The 14,978-nt window shown below is 72.9% G+C and carries 16 protein-coding genes; 5 read left to right on the top strand and 11 right to left on the bottom strand.

Features of this window, described 5'->3' with window-relative positions; translation table 11 throughout:
• The first annotated feature begins 52 nt into the window (after positions 1 to 52).
• Positions 53 to 1,204: a cation:proton antiporter gene (locus tag AC3A3H_RS07735; RefSeq protein WP_487613975.1), complete on the top strand. Its 1,152-nt coding sequence runs from the start codon at positions 53 to 55 to the stop codon at positions 1,202 to 1,204.
• Here the strand turns inward: AC3A3H_RS07735 and AC3A3H_RS07740 are convergent.
• Positions 1,188 to 1,454 (bottom strand): metal-sensitive transcriptional regulator, encoded by a 267-nt coding sequence (locus AC3A3H_RS07740; RefSeq protein ID WP_487613976.1) that lies wholly within the window; start codon positions 1,452 to 1,454, stop codon positions 1,188 to 1,190. The two genes, AC3A3H_RS07735 and AC3A3H_RS07740, sit on opposite strands and share 17 nt — an antisense overlap.
• Positions 1,455 to 1,456: 2 nt before the next feature.
• Positions 1,457 to 1,639: a hypothetical protein gene (locus AC3A3H_RS07745; protein WP_487613977.1), complete on the bottom strand. Its 183-nt coding sequence runs from the start codon at positions 1,637 to 1,639 to the stop codon at positions 1,457 to 1,459.
• 110 nt (positions 1,640 to 1,749) lie between these two features.
• Here AC3A3H_RS07745 and AC3A3H_RS07750 point away from each other — a divergent pair, with 110 nt between their 5' ends.
• Complete coding sequence (locus tag AC3A3H_RS07750) at positions 1,750 to 3,402, top strand: FAD-dependent oxidoreductase (RefSeq protein ID WP_487613978.1); 1,653 nt, start codon at positions 1,750 to 1,752, stop codon at positions 3,400 to 3,402.
• Positions 3,403 to 3,425: 23 nt separating this feature from the next.
• Here the strand turns inward: AC3A3H_RS07750 and AC3A3H_RS07755 are convergent, their stop codons facing one another.
• Positions 3,426 to 5,090 carry a SulP family inorganic anion transporter gene (locus AC3A3H_RS07755; protein WP_487613979.1) on the bottom strand — a complete coding sequence of 555 codons (1,665 nt, stop codon included), beginning with the start codon at positions 5,088 to 5,090 and terminating at the stop codon, positions 3,426 to 3,428.
• Positions 5,091 to 5,137: 47 nt separating this feature from the next.
• Entirely contained in the window at positions 5,138 to 5,440 is a 303-nt protein-coding gene (locus tag AC3A3H_RS07760) for a DUF5652 family protein (protein WP_487613980.1), read from the bottom strand.
• Between the two features lie 156 nt (positions 5,441 to 5,596).
• On the opposite strand from AC3A3H_RS07760, the gene AC3A3H_RS07765 reads away from it, so the two are divergent.
• Positions 5,597 to 6,490: a universal stress protein gene (locus AC3A3H_RS07765; RefSeq protein ID WP_487613981.1), complete on the top strand. Its 894-nt coding sequence runs from the start codon at positions 5,597 to 5,599 to the stop codon at positions 6,488 to 6,490.
• A gap of 4 nt (positions 6,491 to 6,494) precedes the next feature.
• Here AC3A3H_RS07765 and AC3A3H_RS07770 read toward each other — a convergent pair whose 3' ends face one another.
• The 7 genes from AC3A3H_RS07770 to AC3A3H_RS07800 form a co-directional block, all read right to left on the bottom strand.
• Positions 6,495 to 7,643 carry a bactofilin family protein gene (locus tag AC3A3H_RS07770; protein ID WP_487613982.1) on the bottom strand — a complete coding sequence of 383 codons (1,149 nt, stop codon included), beginning with the start codon at positions 7,641 to 7,643 and terminating at the stop codon, positions 6,495 to 6,497.
• Positions 7,644 to 7,753: 110 nt separating this feature from the next.
• A complete protein-coding gene (locus tag AC3A3H_RS07775; protein ID WP_487613983.1) occupies positions 7,754 to 8,611 on the bottom strand; it encodes a universal stress protein in 858 nt (285 codons plus the stop codon).
• Positions 8,608 to 9,084 carry a universal stress protein gene (locus tag AC3A3H_RS07780; protein ID WP_487613984.1) on the bottom strand — a complete coding sequence of 159 codons (477 nt, stop codon included), beginning with the start codon at positions 9,082 to 9,084 and terminating at the stop codon, positions 8,608 to 8,610. Before AC3A3H_RS07780 ends, AC3A3H_RS07775 begins: the two co-directional genes overlap by 4 nt.
• Positions 9,085 to 9,159: 75 nt before the next feature.
• Positions 9,160 to 9,804, bottom strand: coding sequence for a response regulator (locus AC3A3H_RS07785; RefSeq protein ID WP_487613985.1), 645 nt, complete (start codon positions 9,802 to 9,804; stop codon positions 9,160 to 9,162).
• Complete coding sequence (locus AC3A3H_RS07790; RefSeq protein WP_487613986.1) at positions 9,801 to 11,579, bottom strand: GAF domain-containing sensor histidine kinase; 1,779 nt, start codon at positions 11,577 to 11,579, stop codon at positions 9,801 to 9,803. Before AC3A3H_RS07790 ends, AC3A3H_RS07785 begins: the two co-directional genes overlap by 4 nt.
• 5 nt (positions 11,580 to 11,584) lie before the next feature.
• The gene (locus AC3A3H_RS07795) at positions 11,585 to 12,484 is read right to left on the bottom strand and encodes a universal stress protein (RefSeq protein ID WP_487613987.1); all 900 of its coding nucleotides are present in this window, start codon (positions 12,482 to 12,484) and stop codon (positions 11,585 to 11,587) included.
• Positions 12,485 to 12,497: 13 nt separating this feature from the next.
• On the bottom strand, positions 12,498 to 13,490 hold the full coding sequence (locus AC3A3H_RS07800) for a zinc-binding alcohol dehydrogenase family protein (protein ID WP_487613988.1): 993 nt from the start codon (positions 13,488 to 13,490) through the stop codon (positions 12,498 to 12,500).
• 143 nt (positions 13,491 to 13,633) lie between these two features.
• Here AC3A3H_RS07800 and AC3A3H_RS07805 point away from each other — a divergent pair, with 143 nt between their 5' ends.
• Positions 13,634 to 14,551 carry a universal stress protein gene (locus AC3A3H_RS07805; RefSeq protein ID WP_487613989.1) on the top strand — a complete coding sequence of 306 codons (918 nt, stop codon included), beginning with the start codon at positions 13,634 to 13,636 and terminating at the stop codon, positions 14,549 to 14,551.
• Positions 14,538 to 14,957: a pyridoxamine 5'-phosphate oxidase family protein gene (locus AC3A3H_RS07810; RefSeq protein WP_487613990.1), complete on the top strand. Its 420-nt coding sequence runs from the start codon at positions 14,538 to 14,540 to the stop codon at positions 14,955 to 14,957. Before AC3A3H_RS07805 ends, AC3A3H_RS07810 begins: the two co-directional genes overlap by 14 nt.
• The last annotated feature ends 21 nt before the right edge of the window (positions 14,958 to 14,978 follow it).

The following is a 14,978-nucleotide window of genomic DNA, read 5'->3' on the forward strand; positions in this document are numbered from 1 at the left end:
GCGTCGGCGGTGTCGCAGGCTCGCGCACGCCGGGTGCGGCTACGGTTTCTGCATGAGCTTCGCCGTGCTCGCACTGGTGGTGGCCGTCGGCCTGCTCGGCCCGCTGGCGGCCGCCCGTTCGATCTGGCGCGTGCCGGTCGTCCTCGGCGAACTGGCCGGCGGCATCCTGATCGGCAGCTCCGGCTTCCGGCTCGTCGATCCGGCGAGCGACGACTTCCAGCTGCTGGCCTCCATCGGCTTCGGGCTGACGATGGTCGTCGTCGGCTCGCAGATCCCCGTGCGCGACCCGGACGTCCGGGGAGCGCTCGCGCGCGGCGCGCTCGGGGCGGGCGCGGTCGGCGCGGTCTCCGCGGTCCTGGCCGCCGGGCTCGCCGCGGTGGCGCACTCCGGCAACGGCCTGCTCTACGGCGTGCTGCTGGCGTCGTCGTCGGCCGCGCTGGTGCTGCCGATGCTGCGTTCGGTGAACGTGGACCGCCGGTCCACGCCCCAGCTCGTCGCGCAGATCGCGGTCGCCGACGTCGTGTGCATAGTGCTGCTGCCGCTCGTCGTCGAGCCGGGCAGGGCGCTCGGCGCGGGGATCGGGGTGCTGGTCATCGTCGCGATCGCCGTCGCGCTCGCGGTCGTGCTGATAAGGTTCGTGCCCAACCGGCGCCGCCGGATGCTGCACGCCTACTCGGAGCGGCGTCGGTTCGCGCTCGAGCTGCGGCTGAGTCTGCTGGTGCTGTTCGCGTTCGCGGCGATCGCCCAGTTCGCGCAGCTGTCGATCATGATCGCGGGGTTCGCGCTGGGCCTCGTGCTGTCCGCGGTGGGAGAGCCGCACCGGCTGGCGCGTCAGCTGTTCGGCATGACGGAGGGCTTCTTCGGCCCGCTGTTCTTCGTCTGGCTGGGGGCCTCGCTCGACCTGCGGGCGCTCGTCGCGCACCCGGCGATGATCCTGCTGGGCGTCGCACTCGGCGTCGGCGCAGTGCTGGCGCACCTGGCCTCCCGGCTCGCGGGGCTCCCGTGGGCGCAGGCCGTCGCCTCGGCGGGCCAGCTCGGCGTGCCGGTCGCGGCAGTGACTCTCGGCCTCCAGACGCACACGCTCGCGCCGGGGGAGGACGCGGCGATCCTGCTCGGCGCCCTGATCAGCCTGGCGACGTCGGCGGTCTCGGTCGCGGCGGTCGCGCGCCGGGCGGGTGCCGCGCGCGCTACGCCAGCGTCATGAAGAGCTTCTCGAGCTCGGCGACCGTCATCGGATCGCTGGTGTCGTCCGGGTCGTTGAGGCACTTCTCCATCGCGGTCGCGATGATCTGGAAGCCGGCCTTGTCGAGCGCGCTGGAGACCGCGGCGAGCTGGATGACGACATCGCGGCACTTCCCGCCGTTCTCGACGGCGGCGATCACGGCGTTCAGCTGACCCTGCGCTCGGCGCAGGCGGTTCAGCACGGGCTTGATGTCCGAAGGGTCGCGGTCCACGGTCAGCTCCGTCCGAAGAGGCGGCCGAGGAAGCCGCCGCCGGTCGCGGGCGCGGCCGCGGTCTGCTCGGGATGGCCGCCGCACCACTGCGCGGCGGGAACGTTCCTGCGCACGTCGGCGACGTGCTGCCCGCAGCCGTTCCAGGTCGTCTTGCCGCAGGTCGAGCAGGTGACGGGATAACACATGAGTGGGTCCTCTCTCGGGGATTCGGAATACCCCTGGAGGTATAGTACGATACCTCCAGGGGTATACGCAATCGGCCCCGAGCCCACCCTGCAGGAAGAAGGACATCCCAGTGAGAACGATCATCGTCGGCGGCGTCGCCGGAGGCATGTCGGCCGCCACCCGGCTGCGCCGGCTGGATGAGACGCGCGAGATCGTCGTGTTCGAGCGCGGCCCGTACGTCTCCTACGCGAACTGCGGCCTCCCGTACTACGTCGGCGGGGTGATCCGCGACCGGTCGTCGCTGCTGCTGCAGACGCCGCAGTCGCTGGCGTCCCGGTTCCGGCTCGATGTGCGGACCGGGCGCGAGGTGCTGACCGTCGACGCCGCGCAGCGCACGGTCACGGTGCTCGACATCTCGAGCGGCGAGACGTCGACCGAAGGCTACGACGAGCTGATCCTCGCGGTCGGCGCGTCCGCGCGGGAGGCGGCGGGGCACCCCGGCATTCCCACGCACACGCTGCGCACCGTGGAGGACGTCGACGCGATCGGCGCGCTGGTGGAAGCGGCGTCGGACAACCCGTCGGCGCTGGTCGTCGGCGGCGGCTTCATCGGCCTGGAGGCCGTGGAGAACCTCGTGCGCCGCGGCATCCACGTCACGCTGATCCAGCGCGGCCCGCACCTCCTCAGCCCGCTGGACGCCGAGATGGTGGCGCCGCTGGAGGCCCAGCTGCGCAGCCACGGCGTCGACGTGCGCACCGCCGTCACGATCGACGCGGTGGAGGGCGGCGTCGTCGTGCTCGATGACGGCAGCGCGCTGCGTCCCGACTTCATCGTCGACGCGTCCGGCGTGACGCCGAGCGTGGACCTCGCGCGCACCGCAGGCGTGCGGCTCGGCCCGACCGGCGGGATCGCGGTCGACGCGCACAACCGCACCAGCGACCCGCACATCTACGCGGTCGGCGACGGCGTCGAGAAGATCGACGCGCTCTCCGGCGGCGAGGCCCTGGTCACGATGGCCGGCCTGGCCAACCGGCACGGCCGCTCGGTCGCCGACGTGATCGCCGGCCACGACGAGCGCAACACCCCCGCGCTCGGCACCGCCATCGTGAAGGTCTTCGACACGGTCGCCGCGAAGGTCGGCTGGAGCGAGCGCCGGCTGGTGTCGGCCGGGCGCGAGCACCGCGTCATCCACACCCACCCGACCTCGCACGCGACGTACTATCCGGGGGCGCAGCCCATGTCGATGAAGCTGCTGGTCGACCCGGCGAGCGACCGGATCCTCGGCGCGCAGATCGTCGGCGGGGAGGGCGTGGACAAGCGGATCGACGTGATCGCCGTGGCGATGGCGGGAGGTATCACCGCATCCGGGCTCGCCCGACTCGAGCTCGCCTACGCGCCGCAGTTCGGCTCGGCCAAGGACCCGGTGAACCAGCTGGGCTACGTGGCGGACAACCTCCGCACCGGCGCCACCCGCGCGATCCAGTGGCACGAGCTCGACTCCGCGCTCGCCGCCGGCGCGACCCTCGTGGATGTCCGCACCGCGGGCGAGCACGCGGCAGGGGCGATCCCCGGCGCGGTCAGCATCCCCGTCGACGAGCTTCGCGACCGGCTCGCCGAGCTGCCGGCGGGACCCGTCGTCGTGCACTGCCAGGTGGGGCAGCGCGGGCACACCGCCGCGCGCATCCTCGCCCAGCACGGGCGCGACGTCGTGAATCTCGACGGCGGCTACCGCACCTGGGCCGCGGGCGTGGCCACGCGGCAGCGGGAGGCCGTTGCGGCCTAGCTCGACGCGGCGGACGCCGCCTGTCACGGGGCGAGCGCGTCGATCGCCGCCTGGTTCGTGCCGTAGAGGGTGCGGTCCTCGATCAGCCCGAAGTGGTCGAGCCGCAGCTCCAGGTCGGGACGCACGCGCGAGTAGTGCAGCCGGATGCCGTGCTCGCTCAGCCAGTCCTGGACGGCGTGGAACCGCTCGGCCGCGGTGATGTCGATGTCGGTGACGGCCTCCAGGTCGAGGACGATGTGCTCCAGCCGGTCGGGTCCCGCCTCCGCCACGGCCGTCTTCACCGCCTCCTCGAACACCCCGGCGTTGGCGAAGAAGAGCGGGGCGGCGAAACGCAGCACGATCAGGCCGGGAGCCGTCTGGGTCACCCCGCCCTCGACGGGCAGCAGGGAGTGCTCGGAGGAGTCGGTGGTGCTCAGGACGTCGATCGCCGGGTTCGCGGCCCGGCGGGCCAGGTTGACCAGGGCGAGGACGACCGCGATGACGATCCCCGCGACCGGCCCGATCAGCAGCGCGGCGAGGAAGCAGGCGACGGCGATCGCGAACTCGAACCTCGACAGCCGCCAGAGCGCGACGAACTCCCCGACATCCAGCAGCGGGAGCACCGCGACCGCGACGATGGCGCCGATCACCGGCGACGGGATGTGTTCGAGGAGCGTGGTGCCGAAGACCACCAGGGCCAGCGTGCCCGCCGCGGTCACCAGCGACGGCAGCTGGCTGCGCGAGCCGGCGTGGTCCATCGCCGCGGTGCGGGAGGTCGACGATCCGATCGTGAAACCGCCGGTGAGGCCCGACGCGATGTTCGCCGCGCCGAACGCCAGGAGGTCCCTGTCCGGGTTCACCCGGTAGCTGCGGCGCTCGCCGAAGGCACGGGACACCAGCAGCCCTTCGCTCATCGCGACCATGGTCAGCGACAGCGCGGACGGCACGAGCGCGAGCCACTGCTCCCAGCCGATCACGGGCCAGGCGAACGCCGGGGCGCCGCTCTCGACCGGGCCGAGGGTCCGCACGCCGAGGCTCTCCATCCCAGTGAGGGCGACCGCGGCGGTGGAGGCCACCAGCACGACGAGCGCCCACGGCACGAGCGGTGCGAAGCGCCGGCCGAGGATGAGCACGACCAGCGACGACGCCGCGACGGCGATCGCCCAGCCGTTGGCCTCCCCGAGCCCGGCGACCAGTTCGGACACGCGGGTGATGAAACCCGCGCTGCCGGTGATCTGCACTCCGAGCATCGTCGCGATCTCGCTGACCAGGATGTCCAGGGCGAGGCCGCTCACGAAGCCGACGAGGATCGGCTTGGAGAGGAAGTCCGCGAGGAAGCCCAGGTTGAACACCGCGCACAGCGCGAAGAGCACTCCGCCGATGATGGCCTGGGCGAAGGCGAGCGCGAGGTAGCCGCTGGAGCCGGCGACCGCCAGCCCGCCCAGTGAGGACGCGACCAGCGCCGATGCGGCCGCGTCCGGCGACGCCACGAGCTGGCGCGACGAGACGATGAGCGCGTAGACGATCGCCGGAACGATCAGCGCGTAGAGCCCTGTGGTCGGCGGCAGCCCCGCGATCTGGGCGTAGCCGAGGTTCACCGGCACGGAGATGGCGAGCAGCGTCACCCCGGCCAGCAGCTCGCGGGGGAGCGTGCGGAGGGTCAGCCCGGCGAGGACGCGTCCACGGAGGAGTCGCGAGATGGACAGCATGCGTCAGCCGACCCGACGCGCTCCGTCGTCCTTCCCCCGCGCCCGGCTCAGGTCTCCTGGGTGTGGCCCTGCTGCTCCGGCTCGCCGGTGACCTCCAGGATCGCGAGCTCCTCGAGTTCCTCGCTGCCGTGCCGGCGGTCCACCCCGAACAGGTAGACGGCGTCGAGCAGCCCGAGCGTGTTGGTGAGCAGCAGCGTGACGAACCACGGCTTGCTCCCGTTCCTGGCGGCACGCCAGAGCGATGCGCCCTTCCAGGCGAGGCTCCAGGCGACGACCGCGACCACGAGGACGCGGCCCATGGGCGGTACGTCGCGCATCCCCATCCGGGACGCTCCGTTGTCGTTTCTCATGGGGCAATCAGACCGCCCGCGACTCCGCGACGGCAAGGGTCGAAGGTCCTGGCCGGCGGCACGTGGGCGGACCAGGCTCGTGATCGAGACGAATCACGTGAGGAGCCGGTATGCCCATCCAAATGACTTGCCGCCCAACGACGGGGGAGTGCTGACATGGCGATCGACGGCCGCACGGTTGTCGGGTTCGACGGCTCGCCGTCGGCGTGGCGCGCCCTCGACTGGGCGACGCACCGGGTCCTCGAGCGCGGCGGCGCGCTGGAGGTGGTGCACGCGATCGACACGCGCCTGGGCGGCGCCGTCTTCGGGCCCCGGTTCGACCTGGAGACCACTGTCGAGACCGGGCTGAAGCAGGCGAAGGGCCACGTCCGTGCGCTCGCGCCGGACATCGCCGTGGAGGTGCGCTGGGTCGACGGGCCGCCGGCTGGCGCGCTCCTCCGCGAGGCCGCGGGCGCCGCACTCCTGGTCGTGGGGACGGACAAGGGCCCGCAGCCGGGCGGCGCCCGGATCGGCACCCTGCCGCTGAAGCTCGCGGCGAAGGCGGATTGCGCGGTCGCCGTGATCCCGGCCGCGCCTCCGCCGGAGCGGAACGTCGTCGTCGTGGGCGTCGACCGCTCCGCGTTCGCCCGCTCAGCGCTGGCGCTCGCCGTGACCGAGGCGAGCTGGACCGGCGCCCAGGTGGAGGCCGTGCACGCCTGGGACGTGCCGGTGGCCCTGCACTCCGCCCTCGACTCCGGGGAGCACGCCGATCCGGCGTTCCTGAAGCGCGAGCAGGCCGTGATCCCGGACGCGGTCGCCGACGTCCCGATCGCCCGGGCGGCGCCGATCGTCCCGGTGCTGGTGCGCAAGAACCCCGCCGAAGCGCTCGTCGAGCAGGGCCAGGGAGCCGTCGCCATCGTGGTGGGGACCCGCGGCCGTGGCCGCGTCGCCGCCTCCCTGCTCGGCTCGGTCAGCCACGACGTGCTGCTGAACCTCCCGTGCCCGGTGCTCGTCACGCCGAAGGAATTCTCCTTCGTCGTTCCGGGCGGGCAGGACGACGGCGACTGGTAAGGCGCTACTGCCGCGGCGGCTCGTTCGCCACGACCGGCTGAGCCTGCTGCGGCGGGGCCGTCGCGGGCGACGCGGCGGGCGTCGCGGCGCCGACGCTCCAGGGCCGCTGCCGGTACAGCTCCAGCAGCTCCGCGCCCAGGCCGAAGAACACCATCGCCAGCCACACCAGGATGTTGAGCAGCGGGATCTGCAGCCCCACGATCAGGATCAGACCGCCGACGAAGGACTGCAGGACCGGATGCGGGGAGCTGCGCAGGACGACGCGCCCGAGGTAGTGTGCGCCGACCAGGAAGGTCGCGAGCGTCAGCACGATCCACACCAGCAGGCCCGCGAGCGCGAGCGGTGCGCCCACGATCGTCACGAGCAGGAACACCAGCGCGATCGGGACCGCGATCGAGGCGACGAAGCCCACCAGCAGCGCGCGCCACGGGGAGGGCAGGAGCTGGTCGGTGACGCGCTGCAGCGTGCGCGGGACGAGCAGACCGGCGACGACCGTGAGGAGACTGAGCGCGACCAGGGCGTAGAGGAGGCCGAGGAACCAGCCGAGCACGGCGGCCCACGGGGAGATCTCGACTCTCGACGGCTGTTGGGTCTGGACGTGCTCCACGCTGCCGGACACCGCGCCGTCCGCGATGCGCGCCGTCGTCGAGCTGGCGTAGGTCACATCGCCGCCGACGGTGCCGTCGATCCGGAGGTCGGTGACGCTGACCATCATGTCTCTGCCGACATCGCCCGCGACGCGGATCGAGGTCGCGGTCGCGACGATGTCGTTCTCGACGGAGCCTCCGGCGTCGACGAGGAGGTCGGAGGCGAAGATCGTTCCGCTGCGGGCGACGTCGCCGGTGATCGTGACATCCTGCGCGGCGAGCCGGATGTTCCCGTCGACACGGCCACTGATCGTGATGGTCTGCGCCGCGGCGATCACGTCGCCGGTGACGTCGCCGCTGACGGTGACACTCTGCCCGGCGGCGTACACGTCACCGTCGACCGGGCCGGACACGTCGACGGTCACGCCGCTGTAGAAGTGCGGTCCCTCACCGCCTCCGTCCTGTGCAGGGGCGGACGGGGCCGAGGCGCCGAGCGTCACGACGAGGAAGCCGGCCAGTGCTGTTGCGCAGGCGAACCGGAGGAGGTGCGTGGTGCGAGTGTTCATGTCGGAGAGCCCCCTAGGCGCGGCGCGGGGTGCGCCACGGGATCAGGATCGACCGGTGCGGCGGCGCGCCATAGGGTCGTAGGTCCCGGGCCCGCAGCGTGCCGGCCGGCTCAGATCAAGCACTCGGGAGCGACGACGATCGTCGGCACCCGGATCGCCAGGATGAGCGCGTGGCTCACGGAGCCGAGCATCATGCGGCCGAAGCCGCGGGCCTGCTTCGTGCCCACCACGAGGAGAGCGGCGTCGTCGAGGCTGGAGAGCACGGCATGCCGCGGGTCGTCCCTGACGAGGGTTGCCGTCACCTGCAGGTCCGGGTTCGCCGCGCGAACGGTGCGGGCGACGGACTGGAGGATCGCGTCGTGCTCGCCCTCGAGGTCGACTGTGAAGCGCCCGTCCGGCTGCTGCACCTCCGGGATGCCCACCAGCGGGTCCAGCCAGGCGTGCACCAGCCGGAACTCGCCGCCGAGTCGCCTGGCCTCCCTGGCTGCGAACCTCGCCGCCTTCAGCGACACCTCCGACCCGTCCACGCCGACGACCACCGCAGTGCGTCCGGGCTCCGGGAGGTCGGGGATGACGGCGACCGCGCCGCGCGCGTGCGCGGCCAGGCGCGCCCCTAGGGACCAGTCGTAGCGCACGCGCGGCCAGTGCCGGCGCCCGGTCCCGACCACGATCAGATTGTCGGCGCGGGAGAAGCGCTGCAGCTCGTCGAGACGCTCGCCCGCCATCACGTGCGTGCTGACCCGCAGGCCATCCGCGTCGGAGACGCGCTGCGCCTCGTCGTCCGCGGCGAGGTGGCGCCGCGCCACCAGCTCCTCGGTGACGACCTGCCCCGGTGCGAGCGCGTCGATGTCCTCGACGTCGACGAGCACGATCGAGTCGTGCTCGGCCTTCGCGCGCTGGGCCGCCCACTCCAAGGCGATGCCGGCCTCCAGCGAACCGTCCCAGCCGACGATCGTGCGATCACTCATGAACTCTTCTCCTTCGGATGCTCGGTTGATTCCTTCTCCGGGCGGACGACCAGCACCGGGCACGCCGCCTGCGTCGTGCAGTACAGGCTGACCGAACCGAGGAACGGCGACGCCAGCTCGCTCAGGCCGCGGCTCCCGACGACGAGCAGTTCCGCGTCGTGGGAGGCCGTCACGAGCACCTTCCCGGGGTGTCCGGGCTCGGCCTGCACGCGCACCCAGTCCGGCGTCTGGTCGCCGAACTCCGAGCGCACCAGCTCCTCCAGGATCTCGAAGGCGACCACCTTCGGCGCACGCTCCGGGTCGGGGAAGTAGGCGTCGTACATCGAGGTGGACGGCTGCCACGCCATCACCACGTCGAGGCGCGTGTCGAGCGCGCGGGCGAGTCTCGCCGCGTGGTGGAGAGCCCGGCGGGACTGCTCCGACCCGTCCACTCCGCAGACGATCGGCGCCGACACGGTCTTCGAGGGATGCATGGTCCCAGCTTCGGGTCGGCGGAGCCGCGCCGATGAGTCGAAGGTCCCGCCGAGGCCGCGGAGACCCGGCTCCGGTCAGGCGCGGCCACGGTGTTCGAGGTGGAGCACCGCGGCCTGCGTGCGCCGCTCCAGGCCCAGCTTGGCCAGCAGCGAGCTCACGTAGTTCTTCACCGTCTTCTCCGCCAGGCCGAGCTGTTCCGCGATCTGCCGGTTGGTGAGGCCGTCGGCGATGAGCGCCAGCACCTGCCGCTCCCGGAGCCCGAGCGAGGCGAACCGCGGGTCGTCGGCCGGCTCGCGCAGGGTCTCGGAGACGCGCTGGGCGACGCGGGGGTCGATGAGGCGCTTGCCGCGGTGCGCGGCGCGGATGTCGTCGAGCAGCGTGCTCGCGCGGATGTCCTTGACCACGTAGCCGTCCGCGCCCGCGATGACCGCGCTGCGCAGGGCGTCCTCGTCGTCGTAGGCGGTGAGCATCAGGCAGCGGATGCCCGGCTCCGCCTGCTTGATCGCGCGGCAGACGTCGATGCCGCTGCCGTCGGGCAACCGCACGTCGAGCACCGCGACATCCGGCCGCACGGCGAGGATCCGGGCGCGGGCCTGGGCCGCGGTGGCGGCTTCGCCGACGATCTCCATGTCGTCCTGCGCGTCGATCAGCCCGGCCACGCCACGGCGGACGATCTCGTGGTCGTCGCAGAGGAAGACGCGGATCGGCGACGTGCTCACGTCGTCCGCTCCGCGGACGGGGACTCGGACGCGGACACCGGCAGCCGCAGGCGCAGCCGGGTCCCCTCCGGACCGGACTCGACGTCGAACTCCCCGGACCGGCGCTCCGCGCGTTCGGACAGGTTGCGCAGGCCGCTGCGCCTGCTGGTCTCGCCGATCCCGTCGCCGTCGTCGGCCACGTCGACCGTGATCCCGTCGGCGGACGCCACGACCGCCACCGTCGCGGTGTCGGCGTCGGCGTGCCGGACGACGTTCATCAGGCCCTCCCGCACGAACGCCGCGACGTCGTCGGCGACGGCGGGGTCGGCCACCAGGTCGACCGGCCCGGAGAACGAGACCGTCGCCGGGCGGGGCAGGGCCTCGCCGACCTCCTGCACGATGTCGAGCAGCCGGTGCCGGAGGCTCTCGGCCGGTCCCTGCTGGCGCGACAGCGAGAAGATCGCCGTCCGGATCTGGGCGATCGCGTCGTCGAGCGACTGCACGGTGGCGTCGATCCGGTCGGCGAGCACTCCCGGGCCGAGCGCGGACTGGACGCTCTGCAGTTCGAGTCCCGCGCCGAAGAGCTGCTGGATGACATGGTCGTGCAGATCACGGGCGATGCGCGTACGGTCCTCCAGCAGCGCGACGCGCTCCCGGTCGGCGCGGGCCTCGGCGAGCTCCATCGCCAGGGCCGCCTGCCGCGAGAAGGTGACGGACCGCTCGAGCTCGAAGGTGGAGAACGGCAGCGCGCCGGCCTCCCGGACGGCGATCAGCACTTCGGGCTGCCCGACCCGCCCGTCGAACGGGACGACCAGCGCCGGACCCGGCTCCCAGCCGTCGGCGAGCGCGTAGCCGGTCAACTCGTCCAGCCGGGTGGGTTGCTCGCCCTCGATGGCGCTGCGGATCCGGTCGTTGTCCAGCGGGAAGGTCGCGAGGAGCCGTGCCTCGGCGGCGGACCCGTCGTCGCGCCCGAGCAGCGTCGCCGCCTCGCCGTGCTCACCGGTGCCGAGCACGACGACGGAGCGCGCTTTCAGCAGCGCGGCGGACCGGGTCGCGAACTCCTGGTGCGCCTCCGCGGTGTCGCTGCCCAGGATGCTCGCCGTCATCTCCGCGGCGGAGGCGGTCCAGGACTGCCGTGCGGAGGTCTCGGCGAACAGCCGCGCGTTGTCGATGGCGAAGCCCGCGTTGGCGGCCAGAGCCTTCACCAGCTGCTCGTCGTCCTCGGTGAAGCCGCCGGCGACGGGGTCGGTCAGGTAGAGGTTGCCGAACACCGAGTCGCGCACGGCGATCGGGACGCCGAGGAACGCCGTCATCGGCGGGTGGCCCGCCGGGAAGCCGGACGATCGCGGGTCGTCGGAGATCGAGTCCAGGCGGATCGGCCGCGGGTCGTCGATGAGGGCGCCGAGCAGCCCGTGCCCCTCCGGCAGGTGGCCGATCCGGGCCACGACGTCGTCCGCCATGCCGACGTGGATGAACTGCTCCAGACCGCCGCCCTCGGCGATCACTCCGAGAGCGCCGTAGCGCGCGCCCACGAGCTCGACGGCCGCCTCGATGATCGTCCGCAGCACGACCGGCAGCTCGAGGTGCGACACCACCGCCCGGTTCGCGCGCACGAGCGCGCGGAGCCTTCCCTGGGTGTCCAGCACTTTGCGGGCCTGCTCGACCAGCTCACCGAGGGCGCGATCGAGTTCGGCCCGGGGCGCGTCGGGGAACGTGATCGGCTCATCCTCGGGGATGGCGAGCCTCCTCTCGGGTGGCGGCCGCGGCCGCGCGAAGACGAGTGCCGGAGGCGGCACCCCCTCTACGCGCTGAGTGTAGCTTCCGGCGGCGTCGCGTACACCTCCGTTTCCTGGCCGACCACGACGGTGGGAGCGGCGAGGTCCAGCACGAGACCGTGCGAGACCGACCCGAGCCAGGTGCGCTTCCAGCCGGTGAGGCGCCGGCTGCCGACGACCAGCATCGACGCCCGCTCCGATTCGACCCGCAGGCCCGAGATCGGGTTCTGGCGCAGGAGCACGCCCTCGACCGCGACGGCGGGGTGCCTCTCGCGCACGGCGTCCACGTGGTCGTCGAGCAGCTCCTGCCGCTCGCTCTGCTGCGACGTGACGAACTCGTCGTCGGGAACGATGAGCGGCTGCTCCGACAGCGGCGCCACCCAGCAGAGCACGACGGCCAGCCGCTGCCGCCGGTCCGCGGCCTCGCGCGCCGCGAACTCCAGCGCGAGCCGCCCCACGTCCGATCCGTCCACGCCGACCACGACGCCGGACCGTGCGTTCGCCGCCACCTCCTCCTCGACCGGGATGACGGCGACGGGACCGGCGGCCGCCGTCGCGAGCCGCGCGCCGAGCGACCAGCCGTACCGCACGCGCGGGCCGACCCGGTGGCGGGTGCCGACGACGAGGAGGGTGTCCGGCCGGGTCTGATCGGTCAGCAGCTCGAGCGGGTCCCCCACGAGCAGGTCGTGGCCGCCGACGACGCCGGGATGCGACGCCCGCAGCTCCTCCACCCGGGTGTCGAGCCGGTCCTCCTCCTCTTCTGTGGCCCGGTCGAGTGCGGCTCGATCACCCAGGAAGAGGGAGTAGTCCACCACGTCGAACAGCTCCAGTGTCGAGCCGGCGTCGCGAGCGCGGCGCAGCGCCCAGCTCAGCGCCGCCTCCGAAGCGGTGGAGCCGTTCCAGCAGACGACCGTGCGGTCTGTCATCGCCGTTTCCCTTCTAGGAGGCCACGCGCAGCACCAGCGAGCCGCTGGCCCTGCCACGTCGCAGGTCGTCGATCGCGTTCGCCAGTCCGTCGAACGGCACGGCCGTCACGCGCGGGCGCAGCCGGAGGTTGCGGGCGAGGGCCAGGAAGCGCGCGCCGTCCTCCCGGGTGTTCGCCGTGACGGTCCGCAGGTCGCGTTCGCGGAACAGCGAGTCGGTGTACGAGAGCGGTGGGAGGTCGGACATCTCGATCCCCGCCAGCACGACGGTCCCTCCGCTCGCGGTGGCGCCCAGCGCGACCGGCACGAGCCCGCCCGCCGGGGCGAACACGATGGCGGAGTCCAGCGGCTCGGGCGGCGCCTCTGCCTCTTCGCCGACGAACGCGGCGCCGAGCTCTCGGGCGAGGTCGCGGTTCTGTGCGCCGCGGGTCATCGCGAACACCCGTGCGCCGGCGGCCATCGCGAGCTGCGCGGTCACGTGCGCGCTCGACCCGAACCCGTAGATGCCGAGCGTTCCTCCAGGTGGGAGCTGCGCGCGCCTCAGGGCGCGGTAGCCGATGATCCCCGCACACAGCAGCGGCGCGGTCTCCAGGGCGTCGGCGTCCTCCGCGATCGGATAGACGTACGCGGCCGGCGCCACCAGGTACTCGGCGAAGCCGCCGTCGGCGTCCCACCCGGTGTACTCCGAGCGCGGGCACAGGTTCTCCGCTCCCCGGCGGCAGAACGCGCACTCCCCGCAGGTGCGCCGCAGCCAGGCGGCCCCGACCCGCGCGCCCGGGCGCAGCGACGTCACGGCGGCCCCGACGCCGACGACCTCCCCGATCGCCTGGTGACCCGGCGTGACGCGCGGGCGGTGCACGGGGATCTCCTGGTCGACCACGTGCAGGTCGGTCCGGCAGACGCCGCACACCTCGACGCGGACGAGGACCTCGTCGTCGGCGGGCTCGGGGGTGGGCGACTCCGCCGCTTCGAGGCCGCCGCGCGCCCCCGTCGTGCGCCACGCTCTCATCGTCGCCGCCCTCCCTCGCCGTCTACCCGCGGTGCGACGAGTCAAGCGCGACCGCCCGGCGCGGCGCGGGCCGAAGGTCCCGTGGGACTTATGACCCTGCGCCGGGCGGGCCGCCGCTGGAAACTGCTCGTGGAGGTGCCCCCATGGAGATCAGCAGGTACATCGTCGGCGTCGACGGATCCGTGCCGGCCCGCGCAGCCATCCGCTGGGCGGTCGCGGGCGCACGGGAGCGGGGCGCCGGCGTGACCCTCGTCCACGTCGCCGACGACGAGTGGGGCGCGGTGGGGTCGCGGCTCATCGAGGAGGTGGACCAGGACGCAGGCAAGCGCCTCGACGAGGAGCTCGCCTACGCCCGGTCGCTGGCGGCGGATGTCGCGATCGAGGGGGAGGTCAGGGCCGGCAGCCCGATGGCGGAGCTCGCGTCGTTCAGCGATCCGGGGACGATGATCGTCGTCGGAACCCACAAGACCGGCTTCCACTACGGCCGCGCGTTCGGCTCGCGCAGCCTCCAGCTCGCGAACCTCGCCACGGGACCGGTCGCGATCATCCCCGAGGCGGCGTCACGGATGCGGCGCGGCGTCATCGTCGGCGTCGACGACACGCCGGCGGGGGAGGCGGCCGTCGACCTGGCGGCGGACCTGGCGTGCGACCACCACTGCGAGCTGATGACCGTCCGGTCGTCGGAGTCGCACATTCCGTTCGACACCGAAAGCGGCGACGAGCGGCGGGACTGGCAGCTCCGGCGCGACGACGAGGCGCGGGGCTTTCTCGCAGCAGCCGTCTCGCGGGCACGGGCGAGGCAGCCCGGCATCGTCATCCGCAGCCGGGTGGTGCGCCGCCCGGCGGGGGCAGCGCTCAACGAGCTGGCCCGCAGCGCCGAGCTCCTGGTGATCGGCGACTCCCGCCGGGAGCACGCGCAGCTCGGCAGCCTCGGCGCGGTCGCGTACGACGTGCTGCTCAACCTGTCCTCGCCGACGATCGTGGTGCACGCACCGGCCACGGGCGTCCAGGCCGCGACGACGCAGTCGCAGACGGAAGGAGAAAGCCATGTCATCGGATGAACCGGTCCACGAGCTGGATCGCGACGAGTGCCGGGAGGTGCTCAAGGCGGGCACTCTCGGACGGCTCGCCACCGCTGTCGGCGGAGAGCCCGACATCTACCCGGTGAACTTCTATTCCGACGGGTCGAGCATCCTGATCAGGACCGCTCCCGGCACCAAGCTGCTGGAGCTGACCGTGCACGACACCGTGGCGTTCGAGACGGACGGCTGGACCGACGACGAGGCGTGGAGCGTCATCGTCCACGGCAGGGCGCGGCAGCTGGAGCACCAGGCGGAGATCGACGAGGCGGACAAGGCTCCACTTCAGCCCTGGATACCGACCCTCAAGTACCGGTACGTTCACATCGACATCGACCGGATGACGGGGCGGCGGTTTCGGCGCGAGCCGGAGCCCGAGCGCTGGTGAACACGAGCGCTGATGAACCGC

Source organism: Leifsonia sp. Soil_N53, from assembly GCF_057655165.1.